The organism is Cobetia sp. 5-25-4-2, from assembly GCF_013374075.1.
GTDB lineage: Bacteria > Pseudomonadota > Gammaproteobacteria > Pseudomonadales > Halomonadaceae > Cobetia > Cobetia marina.
This window is the reverse complement of sequence record NZ_BLWK01000007.1, coordinates 161,423-176,354: the sequence shown is the minus strand read 5'-3', so window position 1 is coordinate 176,354 and position 14,932 is coordinate 161,423. Positions and strand designations below refer to the sequence as shown.

Here is a 14,932-nt window from a genome sequence, read left to right as displayed (position 1 = left end):
GGCATCCAGTGACGTCGTCGGTGAGCATCCATGTCACAGCCGGATTGGCGCCGTGATGCCTCTAGCTTAATGAGGAGTGGCGCTGGAAAACAGATGCAGGACGGCAACTCCCCCCACGATCATCGCCAGACCCAGGATCGCCGGCAGGTCCGGCATCTCGCGATAGACCACCGCGCCGAACAGGGTGACCAGCACGATCCCCAGTCCAGACCACACCGCATAGGTGACGCCCAGCGGCAGGTCCCGCAGCACCAGCGTCAGAAGATAGAAGGCGATGCCGTACCCCACCACCACGATCAGGCTGGGGCCGAGTCGCGAAAAGGACTCGGAGGCCTTGAGCGCACTGGTCGCGATGACCTCTGCCAGTATTGCCAGCGCCAGAAAGACATAACTCATCGACTCACCTCATGGAATGTGGTGACGGGTGCTTCCGCTCACGGGCAGCCTTGCGTGCCAGCAGGCGGGTCATGACCGCGTCGAACAGTGGATTGAAGATCATGGCCCAGACAAGGAAGAAGGCCACGAAACCAAGGTCCAGCAACAGTGCCTGCCATAGCCCGATCTCCAGCCAGGCCGCGACGAGGAAGACCGTCACCAGCACCAGCCCCAGCTCGAAGCCGAGTGCCTGGGTGATGCGCTGAAGCATATTGCGCTGGCGAGTCGGTACCCAGCGGTCGAACATCCAGTTCCAGACCGTACTCCAGATCACGGCCAGCGTGGACATCACCACGGCCAGGCTCCCCATGCTCGCCAGATCATGCCCCGTCAACATGGCGGACAGCGGGGCCACGATCAGAATGCCGCCCAGCTCCAGCAACCCAGCCTGTGCCAATCGCTCTTTGTTGGAACGCATCACCGAGACTCCTGCTCAGACTTCGCACATGATGCCGTGCGGCTGTGCGAGGTGGATATGTCAGGCATTCTAGAGGTCATGGAGATGGATAAAAGTTAGTATCCATCTAGTATTCAGATGGATCGAGGCGAGAGGCAAGGCAATGAACTGGACACTGGAACAGCTGACGACGCTGCGTTGCGTGGCGGAAACGGGGTCTTTCTCCGCCGCGGCACGTCGTCTGGGCCGTGCGCAGTCCGCCGTCAGCACCGCCATCGCCAATCTGGAGATGGACCTGGGCTGCGAGCTGTTCGATCGCACCCCGCGTACCCCCATCCTGACACCTGTAGGCAAGGCACTGCTGCACGAAGCCAATAGCGTGCTGGTGCAATGCCAACGCCTGGAGGCCCGTGCACGCACCCTCAGCGAGGGCCTGGAAGCCAGCCTGACTTTGGCGATCGATGAAGCGCTGGTGGAGATGCCACCCGTGATGGAAGTACTGGAAAAGATGGCGGTGCAGTATCCGACACTGACACTGAATCTGCTCAATGGGGCTCAGGATGAAGTGGCGCGCTGGGTGGAGCAGCACGAGGCCAACCTCGGCATCCTGTTCTGCCAGCCGCTCTGCGCCATGGCACTGGAGCGGGAGGCTCTGGGACGACTGGAGCAGGTGCTGATCGTCGCCCGCGACCATTCCCTGGCACAGCTCGAGAGCCCGACCCACAGCGATCTGGCGGATCACCGTCAATTGATGATCGGTCAGCGTCAGCAGCTGGGCCCCGGCCAGGAAGCTCCTCGTTCACAGCGTTTCTGGCAGCTCAACAGCTTCTATGCCATGGCGGAACTGACGACACGTGGCCTGGGCTGGGCACAGGTGCCACGCCACATCGCCCATTACCCGCCCTTCCAGAAGCGGCTGGCGATACTGGACCTGAGTGCACTGGGCGCCACCGCCGATATCGATATCGAATTGATCTCGCGACGTGACAGCCCCCGCGGCCCTGCCGCCAGCTGGCTGCGCCAATCACTGCGCGACACCTTCCGTGACAGTCACGCCGCCATCGCCAACCAGAACCTGCCGCCGGCATGACACGCCTCACACCTGCAGGGGGTAACGCTCAGGCGTGTGCTCGAGCTGGCATTCAAGGCGCCACAGCGCCTGACCGGACTCATGATACTTGCGCTCGAAGTGGGTCAGATAATCGCCGTGCGGGACAAAGGCCTCTGCCGTCACCTCGACACCGGTGGCATGACCGATGGCCTGAGCGAATTCCAGTGCGTAGATCTGCCAGTTGGTGCGCAACTCGAGCCGACCGCCCAATGCCATGATGATCGGAAATACCGGATGGCCTTGCCAGCGCATCTTGAGGTGGCGCGCCTTGGGATAGGGATTGGGATACAGCAGGGTGTGATGAGCCGGCGCCCAGCCTGCCGCCAGTGCGAGACGCCAGAAATCAACGAGATCAGCACGTACCAGCAACGCGTTGTCCGGAAGCTCGCCGTGCTTGCGAGTGAGGCGGTCCTCGCTGCGATCGACCCCGATCACCGCATGATCCGGATGGGCCAGTGCCAGCAGGCGGGTCGAGCGCCCGACGCCACAGCCGCTGTCCAGCCACAAGGGCTTGTCCTGTTCCGCCAGCCAGCGTTGCGCCTGTTCAAACGCCTCACGCGTGTGCTCCGCGACTGGCTTGCGAAGCGGATGTGCCATCGCACGGCGTACGCGCCGCTCGATGTCCTCGTGGGGGCCGGTCTGGGGAGAGTCGATCTGACGGGAGTTGGCGTACATCGGAATTCCGGTGGCAGGCGAGCAGAAAATGGACGAGGGAATTCTAGCAGATTCCTCTTTCGGGAATCCGCCGCGCCCCGCTCGGTCTGGCGGCAAGCGCCGGCAGGCAATGCACAAAAAAAGGCGCATGCCTCTCGGCACGCGCCTACACCAACTCTAGCGACTCAAACAGCCCCTGAAGCATCTCATCCGTCACGCCCATAATCAAACAAACGATTGATCTTTTTTCGTGACCCAGGACCTCGGTGGAATGGCCTAGCCTGCAACGCAGGATATCGCACAGTGTTCGCAGCGAGTCCTCGCTAGCGCCGCAGCCTGAGAGCAGGGTGCATGACGCCTGTATTGAGGGGGTGTTATCATCGCGGCATCATTTGGACGAATGCCCGCAGAGGCGTCGCCCAGACCAACGACTCACAGCATTTTTCACGAGGAAAGCGGCTTGTCACACTTACCGGTGATCGTCGGCATGGGCGGAGTCAACGCCGCCGGCAGGACTTCGGGTCATCAAGCCTTCCGGCGCACGGTGCTCGAGACTCTGTCGGAGACGGACCGCCAGGAGACCCTGCTGGGCCTTGCATCGCTCATGAATCTCGCCCGCTGCGACGAGCAGGGTCAGTGGTTCGATGCCGAAGGCCAGCCCGCCGAGGCACAGGCACTCGCGGCTCGTCTGGAAGAGCAGGTACTGGCACATTCCCTGATTCGTCGCATCGAAGACGAACGCTTCAATGACGCCGGGATTCCCGCCAACCGCCAGTCACGCCTGACGTTGACCGAGGACCTGAGCTTCACCCTGCGCAGCCGCCAGCTGCCGGAGCAGCCACCCGCCGCGTGGCAGATCCGCGAGCTGGACAATCGTCGCGTCGAAGTCACGGTGCCGGCAGGCGAATTCGATGTCCTGCTGCCGGACAACCGCAGGGCACTGGTGCGCGCCGCCGGTCAGCTGCCCAGCGGCTTCGCGCCGGAGCAGCTCTACCGCAGCGTGCATCACCCTCGCGGCCTGTCGATGACCATCTTCGGCGCCAGCGATTGCCTCGGCGACAGCGGACTTGACTGGGACTCGCTGCGCGACAGCCTCGATCCCGACGACATTGCCGTCTATGCCGGCAACTCGATCGGCCAGATGGACACTGAAGGCTGGGGCGGACTGATGAAGTCCTTCGTGGCCGGCGAGCGCGCCACCTCCAAGCAGATGCCGCTGGGCTATGCCCAGATGCCGGCCGACTTCCTGAATGCCTATGTGCTTGGCAATGTCGGGGGAGCCGGTGCCGCGATGGGTGCCTGCGCCAGTTTCCTCTACAACCTGAAGCTGGGCCTGAATGACATCCGCAGCGGACGTCGTCGCGTGGTGATGGTAGGCACGGCGGATGCGCCCATCACGCCGGAAGTCATTGAAGGGTTCCGCAGCATGGGGGCGCTGGCCGATGACGAGAGCCTCAAGGCCCTCGATGCGCTGGAAGTCCTCACTGACAGCGATTACCAGAAAGCCTGCCGTCCCTTTGCGCGCAACTGCGGTTTCACCATCGCCGAAGCGACCCAGTTCGTGATTCTGATGGCGGATGAGCTGGCGCTGGAGACCGGCGCACGCATCCTGGGCAGTGTCCCGGATGTCTTCGTCAATGCGGATGGCTGGAAGCGGTCCATCTCGGCACCTGGCGTCGGCAATTACATCACGCTGAGCAAGGCGGTGGCGCTGGCGCGAGACATCGTCGGTGATGAAGGCGTACGCCAGCGCAGTTTCGTGCATGCGCACGCCACCTCCACACCGAAGAACCGCACGACCGAATCCCATGTGCTCAACGAAGTGGCGCGGGCCAACGGTATCGAAGCATGGCCTGTCGTGGCGGTGAAGACCTTCGTCGGCCACAGCCAGGGCAGCGCGGCGGGTGATCAGACGGTCTCGGCACTCGGCAGCATGACCACCGGCATTCTGCCGGGCATTCCGACGCTGGATGCCATCGCCGAAGACGTGCATCACAGCCATCTCGACATCCGACGCGAAGCTCGCGAATTCTCGGCCGATGTCGCCTTCATCAATGCCAAGGGATTCGGTGGCAACAACGCCAGCGGCGTGGTGCTGTCGGCCGATGTCACGCTGAAGCTGCTGACAGCGCGACATGGTGACGACGCCCTGGCGGCCTGGCGTGAGCGCAGCGGCCTCTGTGAGCAACGTCGGGCGGACTATCTGGACAAGGCGCAGCGCGGTGAATTCACGCCGACCTACCGCTTCGGCGAGGGTGTGCTGGAAGGGCCGGAGCTTGAGATCACTGATCGCGAGATCCGCATTCCGGGATACGCGAAAGCCGTCTCTCTCAAGGTCGACAACCCCTTCGGGTCACTCTAGCGACACCTCGTGAGCGACTGCCATGAAGAGCGCTCCCCCAGCCTGCTGGCCACAGCAAGGCTGGGGGTTCTACACTCGGACTGGCCACCAGCTTTCGCTCGTTGCCCGCAGGCGTCTTGCACCAAGACCAGAGCGCAGGCTTCTCATCCTTCGTCGTCCATTGCAGCAAGGCCGTCCGCGATGGCCCGCTGACAGAGCACGAGTTCGTCATGCCCAAGAACATTGCCGTCTACCCTGGCACCTTCGATCCGATCACCAATGGCCATACCGACCTGATCGAGCGTGGTGCTCGCCTGTTCGACAAGGTCATCGTCGCGGTCGCCTACAGCCCGAGCAAGCAACCCGCCCTTCCACTGGAACTGCGCATCGAGCTTGCCCGACAGATTCTCTCGCATCTCGACAATGTCGAGGTCATCGGTTTCAGTTGTCTGCTGACGGAGCTGCTGGAACAGCAGAATGCGCGTATCATTCTGCGCGGCCTGCGCGCGGTATCCGACTTCGAGTACGAGCTGCAGCTGGCCAACATGAACCGGGCACAGGCGCCGCACGTCGACAGCCTGTTCCTGACCCCGGAACTGCAGAACTCCTATATTTCATCGACCATCGTGCGCGAAATCTCGCGACACGGGGGTGATGTGTCGCGTCTGGTGCACCCGATAGTGGCCGAGGCTCTTGCCAGCCACTTCAATCCGCCCGGCGCCGACACCGCCACAAGCTGAGGACACCACCATGGCCCTGATCATCACTGATGAGTGCATCAACTGCGACGTCTGCGAGCCGGAATGTCCCAATGGCGCCATCTCGCCGGGTGAAGAGATCTATGTCATCGACCCGGACCTGTGCACCGAGTGCGTCGGCCACTTCGATGAGCCGCAATGCCAGCAGGTCTGCCCGGTTGACTGTATCCCGCTCGACCCGGCCAACAAGGAAAGCCAGGAAGAGTTGATGGAGAAGTACCAGATCATCACGGCAGCGCTGGGCAACTGACCTGCACCTGCCCGCCACCACGAGCGCCTGCCCCTGTCAGGCGCTCGTGGTGGCCTGGCACTCCTGCAACGCCGGTAGAAGCCATGTCCTGATTCCCTCCTTGGCAGCATTCCTCTCCCTCCTGTCCTGTCGCCTCTCCTTTCTCCTCCCGCTTGCTCGTCTCTCTTCTATTGTTTTCTCCCTTCTCCCTTCTCTCTTCTCTCTTTTCAACCTCTTCCATCCTGCGTGCTTCGCGATGTGCGATGACCGCACGAGTCTCAATGCCAGCGGTCAGTCGCTGACACCGTGCAGGACGGCTCGGCTTGCGCGACTCACCGGGAGGCAGGCGCCTCGCACTTTCATCAGCGATAAAGAATATGATGGTGGATAGCGCGACGATCGGTTAATTTCTGTTAGTACACAGTAACAGAAGTATTCTATCCTGTAGGGATACAGTCACCGATCGCCCTTCACGCGCACGGAATGCACATGTCATCACGCCAACTGCCGTCAGCCCTGAAAATGCCAGCCTTCAAAGCCCATACTCCACTTCCCGCCTCGGGATTGGTCGGTCTGGCCGGAATGCTGGTCTTGATGGTGCTGCTGATCCTGCTGCCACGCCCCGATATCTTCACGTCAGTCGCGCAATACCTCATCCCTCATTCACTGCTTGAGATCGGTGCAGTACTGGTCGCCTCGATGGCGGCCATCTCCATCTTCCAGGGCCATCGCAGCACGGTCCCCGTCAGCTTCGTGGTGATGGGCTGTGCCTTTCTGCTCTCGGCCTTCTTCGACCTGATTCATATCTTCAGCTATGACGGCATGCCGAACTTCGTCAGTGATGCGTCGGTACAGAAAGCCATCCACTTCTGGCTGGCGGGGCGGACGGCCTTCGTCGTGGCGCTGCTGGCACCCTGCCTGATCACCTCACGCCCGATGACGCGTCGCCGGCTGCCACTGGCGTTCGTCTTGACGCTTGTCATTGGCCTGCTGGTCAGCTGGGTAGGGCTCTATCATCTTGACTACCTCCCCGCGACCTTCATCCCCGGAAGCGGCCTGACGGCGTGGAAGATCGGTTACGAATGGGTACTGGCGATCGGATCCCTGATCGCCGCGATCCTGCTGCTCAGCTCCCGACGTCTGCCCGAGGGCACCAACATCAGCTGGCTGGCCGTCGCCGCGCTTGCCACTGGCCTCTCGGAGCTCTGCTTCACCCTGTATGCCACTGCCCACGACGTCTTCAATCTCCTGGGGCACCTGTACAAGGTGGCCGCCTACGGCATGCTCTACCACGCCATCTATTCCTCACGCCTGGTCTACCCCTACCAGCGACTCAAGGACATGAGCAGTGCGCTGGCAGAAGCGGAACAGCGCTGGCAGTTCGCGCTGGAAGGTTCAGGCGCCGGTGTCTGGGACTGGAAGCAGGACAGCGATCAGGTCTTCTACTCTCCGCAGTGGAAAGCGACGCTGGGCTATGAAGAAGAGGACATTGGCAGCAGCTTCGACGAATGGAAATCGCGCATACACCCTGACGACATGCAGCGGACGCTGGAAGACCTCAAGCAACACTTCGAGGGGCACAGCGTCGAGTACCGCAACGAGCATCGCATGCTGACCCGCAGCGGCGAATGGAAGTGGATTCTGGATCAGGGAAGAGTCGTCGAACGCTCACCGGACGGTCGACCATTGCGCATGATCGGCACTCACAGCGATATCGACTGGATCAAGGAACAGCAGCAACGCCTGATCACCAGTCGGGCACGGCTGCGCTCCATCTACCATTCGGCCCCCGTGGGCATCATCGTGGCAGATTGCAGCGGCACCATCGTCGATGCCAACTCCGCCATGCACAACCTGCTGGGCAGAGGTGAAGCCGAGCTCTTCCAGCAGTCCCTCTGGGGGCTGTTCTCCCTCGAGGAAGTCAGTCGCCTGAAGCGTGCCTGGGGGCAGCTCCAGCGCGAGGGCGGCAACTTCCAGGACGAATACCACATGCAGACCGCGCGCGGGCATCTGTTCTGGGCGGAAGTCACCCTTACTCCGCTTGAAGGCGAGGATCGCACCCTGGTGCTGGTCAACAACATCGAGGACCGTCGCCGCGCCATCGAATTGCTGGAGGAGAACGCGACGCTCTACCAGGAAGTCTTCAGTACCGGCAACGCCATCAAGCTGCTGATCGACCCGGAACTGGCTGAAATCATCGATGCCAACCCGGTCGCCGCCGATTTCTACGGCTACAGCATCGGTGAGATGTGTGGGATGCCCCTGGGACGCATCAACGTGCTGGCAAGCCAGACGCTCTCGAAGCGCATCCGTTCGGTGGTCAACCGTACTGACAACCACTTTGAGGCCAGCCATCAGCTGGCCAACGGCGAACTGCGTGACGTCGAGATCTTCACAGGCCCGGTTGACCTCAATGGCCGCACCCTGCTGTTTTCGATCGTGCACGACATCACGGATCGCAAACGCGCGCAACGAGACCTCCAGATCGCCAATCTCAAGCTGTCACGCCTCTCGGAAAGCCGCACCCAGATCCATCATCTTTCGGAACGTCTGCTGACCTGCTCACGACTGGACGAGATCGTGACCCAGCTCAATGTGCGCCTGCCCAGCCTGTTCGCCGGCTGCGAGGGCACGCTGCAGCTGGCAGATCCGGCGGATCACCAGCAGAAGACACATATCCAGTGGGGGACGGCTCCCACGGAAGTCTGCGTACTCAATCACTCACTGAGCGTCGGGGATACGGTGATCGGCAACTTCACGCTGCAGATCCCCTCTGACAGCGAGAGTCAGGAGCACCTCCGCCCGCTGGCAGAGGACGTCTGTCAATTGATCATGCTGGCGCTGGCTGACCTGCAACTGAAACAGGGGCTGGCCCATGAGGCACGTCGGGACACCCTCACTCGACTCTACAATCGCCGGCATCTGGATGAAGTGCTGCCACAGAAACTGGCAGAAGCCAGCATCGGCAACCCCCTTTCACTGGTAGTTCTGGATCTGGACAACTTCAAACAGGTCAACGATACCTACGGTCATGAGATGGGGGACCAGGTTCTGTCTCGCCTCGCCAGCATCATCCGCGAGTCGCTGCGCAGCTCGGATGAAGCCTGCCGTTATGGTGGGGAAGAGTTCGTCATTCTGATGCCGGGGGCCAGCGCTGCCGTGACACGCGCACGCGTCGAAGCCATCCTTGAAGCCTTCCGGGAAGAAAGTTTCGAGCATGACACCCTGGGACAGCTGACAGGGCTGAGCTTCTCCGCCGGCGTCGCCAATGCTCCCCACGACAGTCAGTCGACCGACACGTTGTTCAGCATGGCCGACAACGCGCTCTATCAGGCCAAGCGCTCGGGCCGTCAACGCGTTCTGTGCTTCAACAATCTGCCCCCCACCGAAGACCGTCGAGTCACGTCCTCTCCCAGATGAGGCCTCGTGATATTGCAGCGCTCGAGTTCAGCCTCTTTCCGCTGACCTCAAAGACGACACCGCCGGCCATGATGGCCGGCGGTGTCGTGTGCGGGGTCTTGTCACATTCCTGCATGGCTCTGGACAGGCGATGCTTCAAGTCGCCCCCAGCGGGAGTCAGTCCCAATCAACACGCGTCGTCTTGCAGCCAAGGCAGCGCGCGAAGGTTGCCTGCGCCGGTGTAGCCACCAGCACACGAGCAGTTTCATCGATATTCTGCCCCATGGCCGCGAACGGAGCCGAAACGACAAACAGCGCTGCCCCCACGACCGTCGTCGCCAACAGCAGAGGGCGCCCGACAAGCGCATCAGCCACCATCATGCCGGCACTCGGAGTATCATCCCCCTGCTCGCTGGGCAACTCGATGGCATAGGCGGGAGATGCCAGCATCAGTGTCATGCCCACAGCCGCGATTCCGTTGCGCAGCCACATGCCCGACTGAAAAATCATGGATTTCATGCTCAGGTCCCTTGCGTATGGACGCTCCAAGCGTCCCTGTTATGAGTCTATACACTGGGGCAAGCACCACCAGCGCCTGACAAGCCGTGTCATCCATCTCACGTTCTCTAGATTAGCGCTCCGAAAGCCATACGCCCAGCTCTCTACCCTCATGCTGTGGTCAACGCCAACGGACTCACGCCGCGTCACCCGCGCTGCTCCTTTTACTGATTCAGCATCACCCACTACGGCAACGATCCCCAATGACCGATTCTTCACGACAAGCCGACCCCTCTTCTCCATCGGCCGCTCGCACCGACCGCCATCTCTGGCAGCTCGCCTGGCCGATCATCCTTTCCAATATCTCGGTGCCGTTGCTCGGACTGGTGGATACCGCCGTGGTCGGGCATCTGGAAGATGCGATCTATCTGGGTGCCGTCACGCTGGGCGCGGTGCTGTTCAGCTTCCTTTACTGGGGCTTCGGCTTCCTGCGCATGGGCACGACCGGCATGACGGCCCAGGCACATGGCCGTGGCGATCACGACCGGCTGCGAACGCTGCTCGGACAGGGCATTCTGCTGGCACTGGCCATCAGCATGCTGCTGATGCTGCTCGGCTCGCCGCTCATTTCGCTGGGCCTGGGCTTGATGGAGGCCAGCGAGACCACTCGCGCACTGGCCCATGACTACGCCAGCATTCGCCTGTGGTCGGCACCCGCCGTACTGATCAATTACGTGATACTGGGCTGGTTTCTGGGCCTGGGGAATTCACGGGTGACGCTGGGTATCCTGGTGCTGACCAATGTGCTCAATATCGTGCTGGATCTCGCCTTCGTCCCAGGCCTGGGGATGACCAGTGATGGCGTGGCCCTGGCCAGTGTGATCGCGGATTACTGCGGATTGGCGGCCGGCCTGTGGCTGGTGTCACGTCAACTCTCCCGCATGCCGGGTCACAGTGATCGCGCCGCCCTGTTATCACTGTCCGCCTGGAGCGTACTGATCCGCGTCAATCAGCACCTCTTCGTGCGCACCCTGTGTCTATTGGGCGCCACGGCCTATTTCACGTCCCAGGGAGCCAGCTTCGGGGACGAGACTCTGGCGGCCAATGCCGTGCTGCTGCAATTCGTGATGATCACGTCCTACGGGCTCGATGGTTTCGCGCAGGCTGCCGAATCCGAGGTCGGTCGCGCCGTGGGACAGGGAGACTGGCAGCGCTTCACTCGCAGCGTCAGGGCGGCTACGTGCTTCTCGTTGGTCACTGCCGCCGCCGCAAGCCTGCTGCTATGGCTCCTTGGCCCGCAGATGATCGCCCTGCTGACGGACCTGCCCGAGGTACGACAACTGGCAATCACCTATCTGCCCTGGATGGTCGCCATGCCGTTGGTGGCCGTATGGAGCTACCTGCTGGACGGGATCTTCATCGGTGCCACGGCGACACGTGAAATGCGCAATACGCTGGTGGTCTCCCTGCTGGCATTCATCGGACTGTGGCCCCTGCTCGAGAGCTTCGGAAATCATGGCCTGTGGCTGGCGTTCCTGCTGTTTACCAGCGTTCGTTCTGTCGTGCTCGGCGGCTACTATCTGCATCATCGCCGTCACCACTGGCGCTGAACCCTATCGAGCAGAGCACGCCCTGGGTTGATCCAGCGATGAAGTGCTCGCCAGGCGCATCGGAGCCCTACCCCTCGACCATCGCGCGATACTCTACTGCTATCGGATAGACTAATGTGAGCATGCCAACCCAACTCCCATACCGATAAAAAGCCACAGGGAGCATCACATGCTGCAATCGCTATCCCGGCCAGCCGTCAAGCTGGTCGAGCGCTATCTACCTGACCCCTATATCTTCGTATTGCTGTTGACCGTCGTCGCGGCCGCAGCCGCCATGCTGATCGAGCAACGCTCCCCCGCCGAGGTAATGCGCTACTGGGGCGATGGCTTCTGGAATCTGCTGACCTTCTCCATGCAGATGCTGCTGGTATTGATCTCGGGGTTCATGCTCGCCAATACGCCGCCGGTGAAGAAGGGCCTGGCCAGCATCGCCTCGCTGGCCAGAACGCCTGGCAGTGCCATCATGCTGGTCACCTTCGTCTCGCTGATCGCCAGCTGGATCAACTGGGGCTTCGGACTAGTGATCGGTGCATTATTCGCCAAGCAGCTGGCCAAGATGATCAAGGTGGATTACCGGCTGCTGATCGCCAGCGCCTACTCAGGTTTCGTGATCTGGCATGCGGGCATCTCGGGCTCGATTCCGCTGACCATCGCCACCGCGGGCCACTTCACCGAGGAGAGCATCGGCATCGTGCCCACCTCGGACACCATCTTTGCCTTCTTCAATATCGCCATCGTCGCGGCGCTGCTGATCATCATGCCGCTGGTCAATCGCGCCATGATGCCCTTCGAGAAGGAAAGCGTGTACGTGGATCCGGCCCTGCTGGAGGAAAAGCCCACCGAGATCAGCGACCAGCCTCGTCCCGCCGAGCGTCTCGAGAACTCACCGATCCTCGCCTGGGTCGTGGGGCTGTTCGGCCTCGCCTGGCTGGTGGATCACTTCGTGATTCGTGGCGGTGGCCTGAATCTCAACGTGATCAACTTCAGCTTCCTGTTCCTGGCCATCGTGCTGCATGGCACACCGCGCAAGCTGCTGGACAGTCTGAACGAGGCCATCAAGGGCGGCGCCGGTATCGTCATCCAGTTCCCCTTCTATGCCGGCATCATGGCCATCATGGTGCAGTCCGGACTGGCGACTACCCTCTCCGAGGGATTCGTGTCGATCGCCAGCGCCGAGAGCCTGCCGTTCTGGTCCTTCATCAGTGCCGGTATCGTCAATCTGTTCGTACCTTCCGGTGGTGGGCAGTGGGCGGTTCAGGCACCGGTCATGATTCCTGCCGCCCAGGCATTGGGTGCCGACCTGCCACGCGTCGCGATGGCCGTCGCCTGGGGCGATGCCTGGACCAACATGCTGCAGCCTTTCTGGGCACTGCCTGTCCTGGCCATCGCGGGCCTGAAGGCCAAGGACATCATGGGGTTCTGTCTGGTGCAGCTGCTGGTGACCGGTATCATCATCTCACTGGGGCTGACCCTTCTATGAGAAGGTCGCCGTGACGAAATATCTCTGACGAGACGTTCGAATGCCACGACTCCCGGCCCCTCGCAACGTCATGCCACCTGGCCCCCGGGGAGTGATTCTTCGGGGGCCAGGTCGTTCAGAGAGTGCTGATATGCCGCTCACAGGGTGCCAAGTGACGCCGAATCCCTCAGACTGTCAGGGACAAGAATCATCCCGCTCCGATACCCGTCCCCAGGGTCACTCGAGCCTTTCTGACCCTGACTCGCTCATCAAGGATTCCTGCATGAATGACACCCAGCCTGATCAGGCCACCCTCAATGACGCCCTCCCCGGTCAGCACCAGTTGATCATGACCGAGTTGATGACACCGGACATGGCCAACTTCAGCGGCAAGGTGCACGGTGGCGCCATTCTCAAGAAGCTGGATGAAGTCGCCTACGCCTGTGCCAGCCGCTACAGCGGCAGCTACGTCGTCACTCTGTCGGTGGACCAGGTGCGCTTCAAGCAGCCGATTCACGTCGGCGAGCTGGTGACCTTCCTGGCCTCCGTCAATCATGTCGGCCGCTCCTCGATGGAAATCGGCATCAAGGTCGTCGCCGAGTCCATCCAGGGTCGCCTGATTCGTCATACCAACAGCTGCTACCTGACCATGGTCGCGGTGGATCCGGACGGCAATCCGGTTCCGGTGCCGCCACTGAACCTGGAAACCCAGGAGCAGAAACTGCGCTTCCATAAGGCCGCGATTCGCAAGAAGCTGCGCAAGCAGGCCGAGGAAGAGGAAAAGCGCCAGGAATCGATGGAATTCTGAGACACCGATCTCGAAAGCCAGTGCAAGATGCGGAGTGCGAGGTAGTCGCCACGTGGCGATACTGGGCGGAACTCCGTCACAGCGAGACGAACGATGACTCCTTCACGAGCGGCACAAGACGCCATCTGGCAACGCCTGCTGGCTCGCCAGTCGATTGCCGGTGAGTCATTGCGCTATGGCGTGATCACCACCGGCATCTTCTGCCGTATCGGCTGTCCCTCACCGCCTCCACGGCGTGACAATGTCAGGTTCTTCCCTGACACCCGCGCCGCGCATGCAGCCGGGCTGCGCGCGTGCCGTCGCTGTCACCCAGAGACGGATTCATCCTCGGACAACCGCGATATCCCCGACATGCCACACTGGCTCATCGCCGTCTGTCGGCAACTGGAAGCCGCCGTCGCCGAGAGCCGGCCGACACCGTCACTGAGCCGTCTGGCCATCCTCACGGGCCTTGGCAGCTCTCACCTTCAGCGCCGCTTCAAGGCCTGGCTCGGCCTGTCGCCCAGCGACTATGCCAGCGGACTGCGCCAGCTGCGCTTTCATGATCTGCTCGAACAAGGGCGCGGTGTCACCGACGCCATCCTCACGGCAGGCTATCGCTCCACCAGCCGTGCCCATGCACGCGCCGGCGGCATGACGCCCAGCGCTCGTTCGAAAGGAGGCAGTGGCGAGACACTATTGGCGATGCACTGGCCATGCAGTTTCGGTATGCCCGAGCATCACTGCTGGCTGAGCGCCGCGCTCAGTGAACGTGGAGTGGTGGCCATCCAGCTGACGGATAGCCGTGATGCTGGGCAGAGTGCTCTGGAAGCTCGTCTGCCAGAGGCTGACTGGCAACAGGTGACACCCGACGACGAGGCAGGGCAATCACTGCATGCAATGCTCGGTGCGCGCCTGCTGGCACTCTGCGAGACTCCACAGACGAGCCAGGCGCTCTTCATCGAGCTGCCGCTGGATGTCCGCGGTACCGCATTTCAGCTGCGTGTCTGGCAGCAACTGAATACCACCCTGAGCGGCGAGACCCTGACCTACCGGCAACTGGCTGAAGCTCTGGGGCGACCCACTGCCAGCCGCGCCGTCGCCAATGCCTGCGGTGCCAACCCCCTCGCCCTGCTGACGCCCTGCCACCGCGTGGTGCGTGGCGATGGTGGTCTCGGTGGCTATCGCTGGGGAGTGGAACTCAAGCAGGCAAGGCTGGCTCAGGAGGCCGAATCCTCCGGCAGATCATGAGGC

Annotated in this window: 13 protein-coding genes; 9 read left to right on the top strand and 4 right to left on the bottom strand. The window is 61.9% G+C overall.

The features are described from left to right. Positions 1-66: 66 nt before the first annotated feature. Both HXS65_RS14705 and HXS65_RS14700 read right to left on the bottom strand, forming a co-directional pair. Positions 67-396 carry a multidrug efflux SMR transporter gene (locus HXS65_RS14705; RefSeq protein WP_077378046.1) on the bottom strand — a complete coding sequence of 110 codons (330 nt, stop codon included), beginning with the start codon at positions 394-396 and terminating at the stop codon, positions 67-69. 4 nt (positions 397-400) lie between these two features. Continuing rightward, positions 401-853, bottom strand: coding sequence for a PACE efflux transporter (locus HXS65_RS14700; protein WP_077378043.1), 453 nt, complete (start codon positions 851-853; stop codon positions 401-403). A 142-nt stretch (positions 854-995) separates the two neighbouring features. On the opposite strand from HXS65_RS14700, the gene HXS65_RS14695 reads away from it, so the two are divergent. Further along, positions 996-1,922 carry a LysR family transcriptional regulator gene (locus HXS65_RS14695; protein WP_176494266.1) on the top strand — a complete coding sequence of 309 codons (927 nt, stop codon included), beginning with the start codon at positions 996-998 and terminating at the stop codon, positions 1,920-1,922. 6 nt (positions 1,923-1,928) lie between these two features. Here the strand turns inward: HXS65_RS14695 and HXS65_RS14690 are convergent, their stop codons facing one another. Beyond that, the gene (locus HXS65_RS14690) at positions 1,929-2,618 is read right to left on the bottom strand and encodes a tRNA (guanosine(46)-N(7))-methyltransferase TrmB (protein WP_176494265.1); all 690 of its coding nucleotides are present in this window, start codon (positions 2,616-2,618) and stop codon (positions 1,929-1,931) included. A gap of 466 nt (positions 2,619-3,084) precedes the next feature. On the opposite strand from HXS65_RS14690, the gene HXS65_RS14685 reads away from it, so the two are divergent. From HXS65_RS14685 to HXS65_RS14670, 4 genes are all read left to right on the top strand, one after another. Beyond that, a complete protein-coding gene (locus tag HXS65_RS14685; RefSeq protein ID WP_176494288.1) occupies positions 3,085-4,959 on the top strand; it encodes a beta-ketoacyl synthase in 1,875 nt (624 codons plus the stop codon). Between the two features lie 209 nt (positions 4,960-5,168). Further along, positions 5,169-5,678 (top strand): pantetheine-phosphate adenylyltransferase, encoded by a 510-nt coding sequence (gene coaD / locus HXS65_RS14680; protein ID WP_077378212.1) that lies wholly within the window; start codon positions 5,169-5,171, stop codon positions 5,676-5,678. A gap of 10 nt (positions 5,679-5,688) precedes the next feature. Then, positions 5,689-5,946, top strand: a complete 258-nt coding sequence (locus tag HXS65_RS14675; RefSeq protein WP_077378030.1) for a YfhL family 4Fe-4S dicluster ferredoxin — start codon at positions 5,689-5,691, stop codon at positions 5,944-5,946. A 468-nt stretch (positions 5,947-6,414) separates the two neighbouring features. Then, a complete protein-coding gene (locus HXS65_RS14670) occupies positions 6,415-9,345 on the top strand; it encodes an MASE3 domain-containing protein (protein WP_176494264.1) in 2,931 nt (976 codons plus the stop codon). A 156-nt stretch (positions 9,346-9,501) separates the two neighbouring features. On the opposite strand, the gene HXS65_RS14665 is transcribed toward HXS65_RS14670, so the two are convergent. Further along, positions 9,502-9,843, bottom strand: a complete 342-nt coding sequence (locus HXS65_RS14665) for a hypothetical protein (RefSeq protein ID WP_218015096.1) — start codon at positions 9,841-9,843, stop codon at positions 9,502-9,504. 242 nt (positions 9,844-10,085) lie between these two features. On the opposite strand from HXS65_RS14665, the gene HXS65_RS14660 reads away from it, so the two are divergent. From HXS65_RS14660 to HXS65_RS14645, 4 genes are all read left to right on the top strand, one after another. Next, on the top strand, positions 10,086-11,432 hold the full coding sequence (locus HXS65_RS14660) for an MATE family efflux transporter (RefSeq protein WP_176494263.1): 1,347 nt from the start codon (positions 10,086-10,088) through the stop codon (positions 11,430-11,432). Between the two features lie 169 nt (positions 11,433-11,601). Further along, the gene (locus HXS65_RS14655; RefSeq protein ID WP_077378019.1) at positions 11,602-12,912 is read left to right on the top strand and encodes a short-chain fatty acid transporter; all 1,311 of its coding nucleotides are present in this window, start codon (positions 11,602-11,604) and stop codon (positions 12,910-12,912) included. A 262-nt stretch (positions 12,913-13,174) separates the two neighbouring features. Beyond that, positions 13,175-13,699 carry an acyl-CoA thioesterase gene (locus tag HXS65_RS14650; RefSeq protein WP_077378016.1) on the top strand — a complete coding sequence of 175 codons (525 nt, stop codon included), beginning with the start codon at positions 13,175-13,177 and terminating at the stop codon, positions 13,697-13,699. A 93-nt stretch (positions 13,700-13,792) separates the two neighbouring features. Further along, positions 13,793-14,929, top strand: a complete 1,137-nt coding sequence (locus HXS65_RS14645; protein WP_084207850.1) for a bifunctional transcriptional activator/DNA repair enzyme AdaA — start codon at positions 13,793-13,795, stop codon at positions 14,927-14,929. Positions 14,930-14,932: the final 3 nt, after the last annotated feature.

Excerpts from the sequence above, each read along its gene's own strand:
- HXS65_RS14685 (WP_176494288.1), top strand. The coding sequence starts at position 3,085 with ATGGGCGGAGTCAACGCCGCCGGCAGGACTTCGGGTCATCAAGCCTTC.
- HXS65_RS14700 (WP_077378043.1), bottom strand. The coding sequence starts at position 853 with ATGCGTTCCAACAAAGAGCGATTGGCACAGGCTGGGTTGCTGGAGCTG.
- coaD (WP_077378212.1), top strand. The coding sequence starts at position 5,169 with ATGCCCAAGAACATTGCCGTCTACCCTGGCACCTTCGATCCGATCACC.
- HXS65_RS14660 (WP_176494263.1), top strand. The coding sequence starts at position 10,086 with ATGACCGATTCTTCACGACAAGCCGACCCCTCTTCTCCATCGGCCGCT.
- HXS65_RS14645 (WP_084207850.1), top strand. The coding sequence starts at position 13,793 with ATGACTCCTTCACGAGCGGCACAAGACGCCATCTGGCAACGCCTGCTG.
- HXS65_RS14695 (WP_176494266.1), top strand. The coding sequence starts at position 996 with ATGAACTGGACACTGGAACAGCTGACGACGCTGCGTTGCGTGGCGGAA.
- HXS65_RS14690 (WP_176494265.1), bottom strand. The coding sequence starts at position 2,618 with ATGTACGCCAACTCCCGTCAGATCGACTCTCCCCAGACCGGCCCCCAC.
- HXS65_RS14650 (WP_077378016.1), top strand. The coding sequence starts at position 13,175 with ATGAATGACACCCAGCCTGATCAGGCCACCCTCAATGACGCCCTCCCC.
- HXS65_RS14675 (WP_077378030.1), top strand. The coding sequence starts at position 5,689 with ATGGCCCTGATCATCACTGATGAGTGCATCAACTGCGACGTCTGCGAG.
- HXS65_RS14705 (WP_077378046.1), bottom strand. The coding sequence starts at position 396 with ATGAGTTATGTCTTTCTGGCGCTGGCAATACTGGCAGAGGTCATCGCG.
- HXS65_RS14665 (WP_218015096.1), bottom strand. The coding sequence starts at position 9,843 with ATGAAATCCATGATTTTTCAGTCGGGCATGTGGCTGCGCAACGGAATC.
- HXS65_RS14670 (WP_176494264.1), top strand. The coding sequence starts at position 6,415 with ATGTCATCACGCCAACTGCCGTCAGCCCTGAAAATGCCAGCCTTCAAA.
- HXS65_RS14655 (WP_077378019.1), top strand. The coding sequence starts at position 11,602 with ATGCTGCAATCGCTATCCCGGCCAGCCGTCAAGCTGGTCGAGCGCTAT.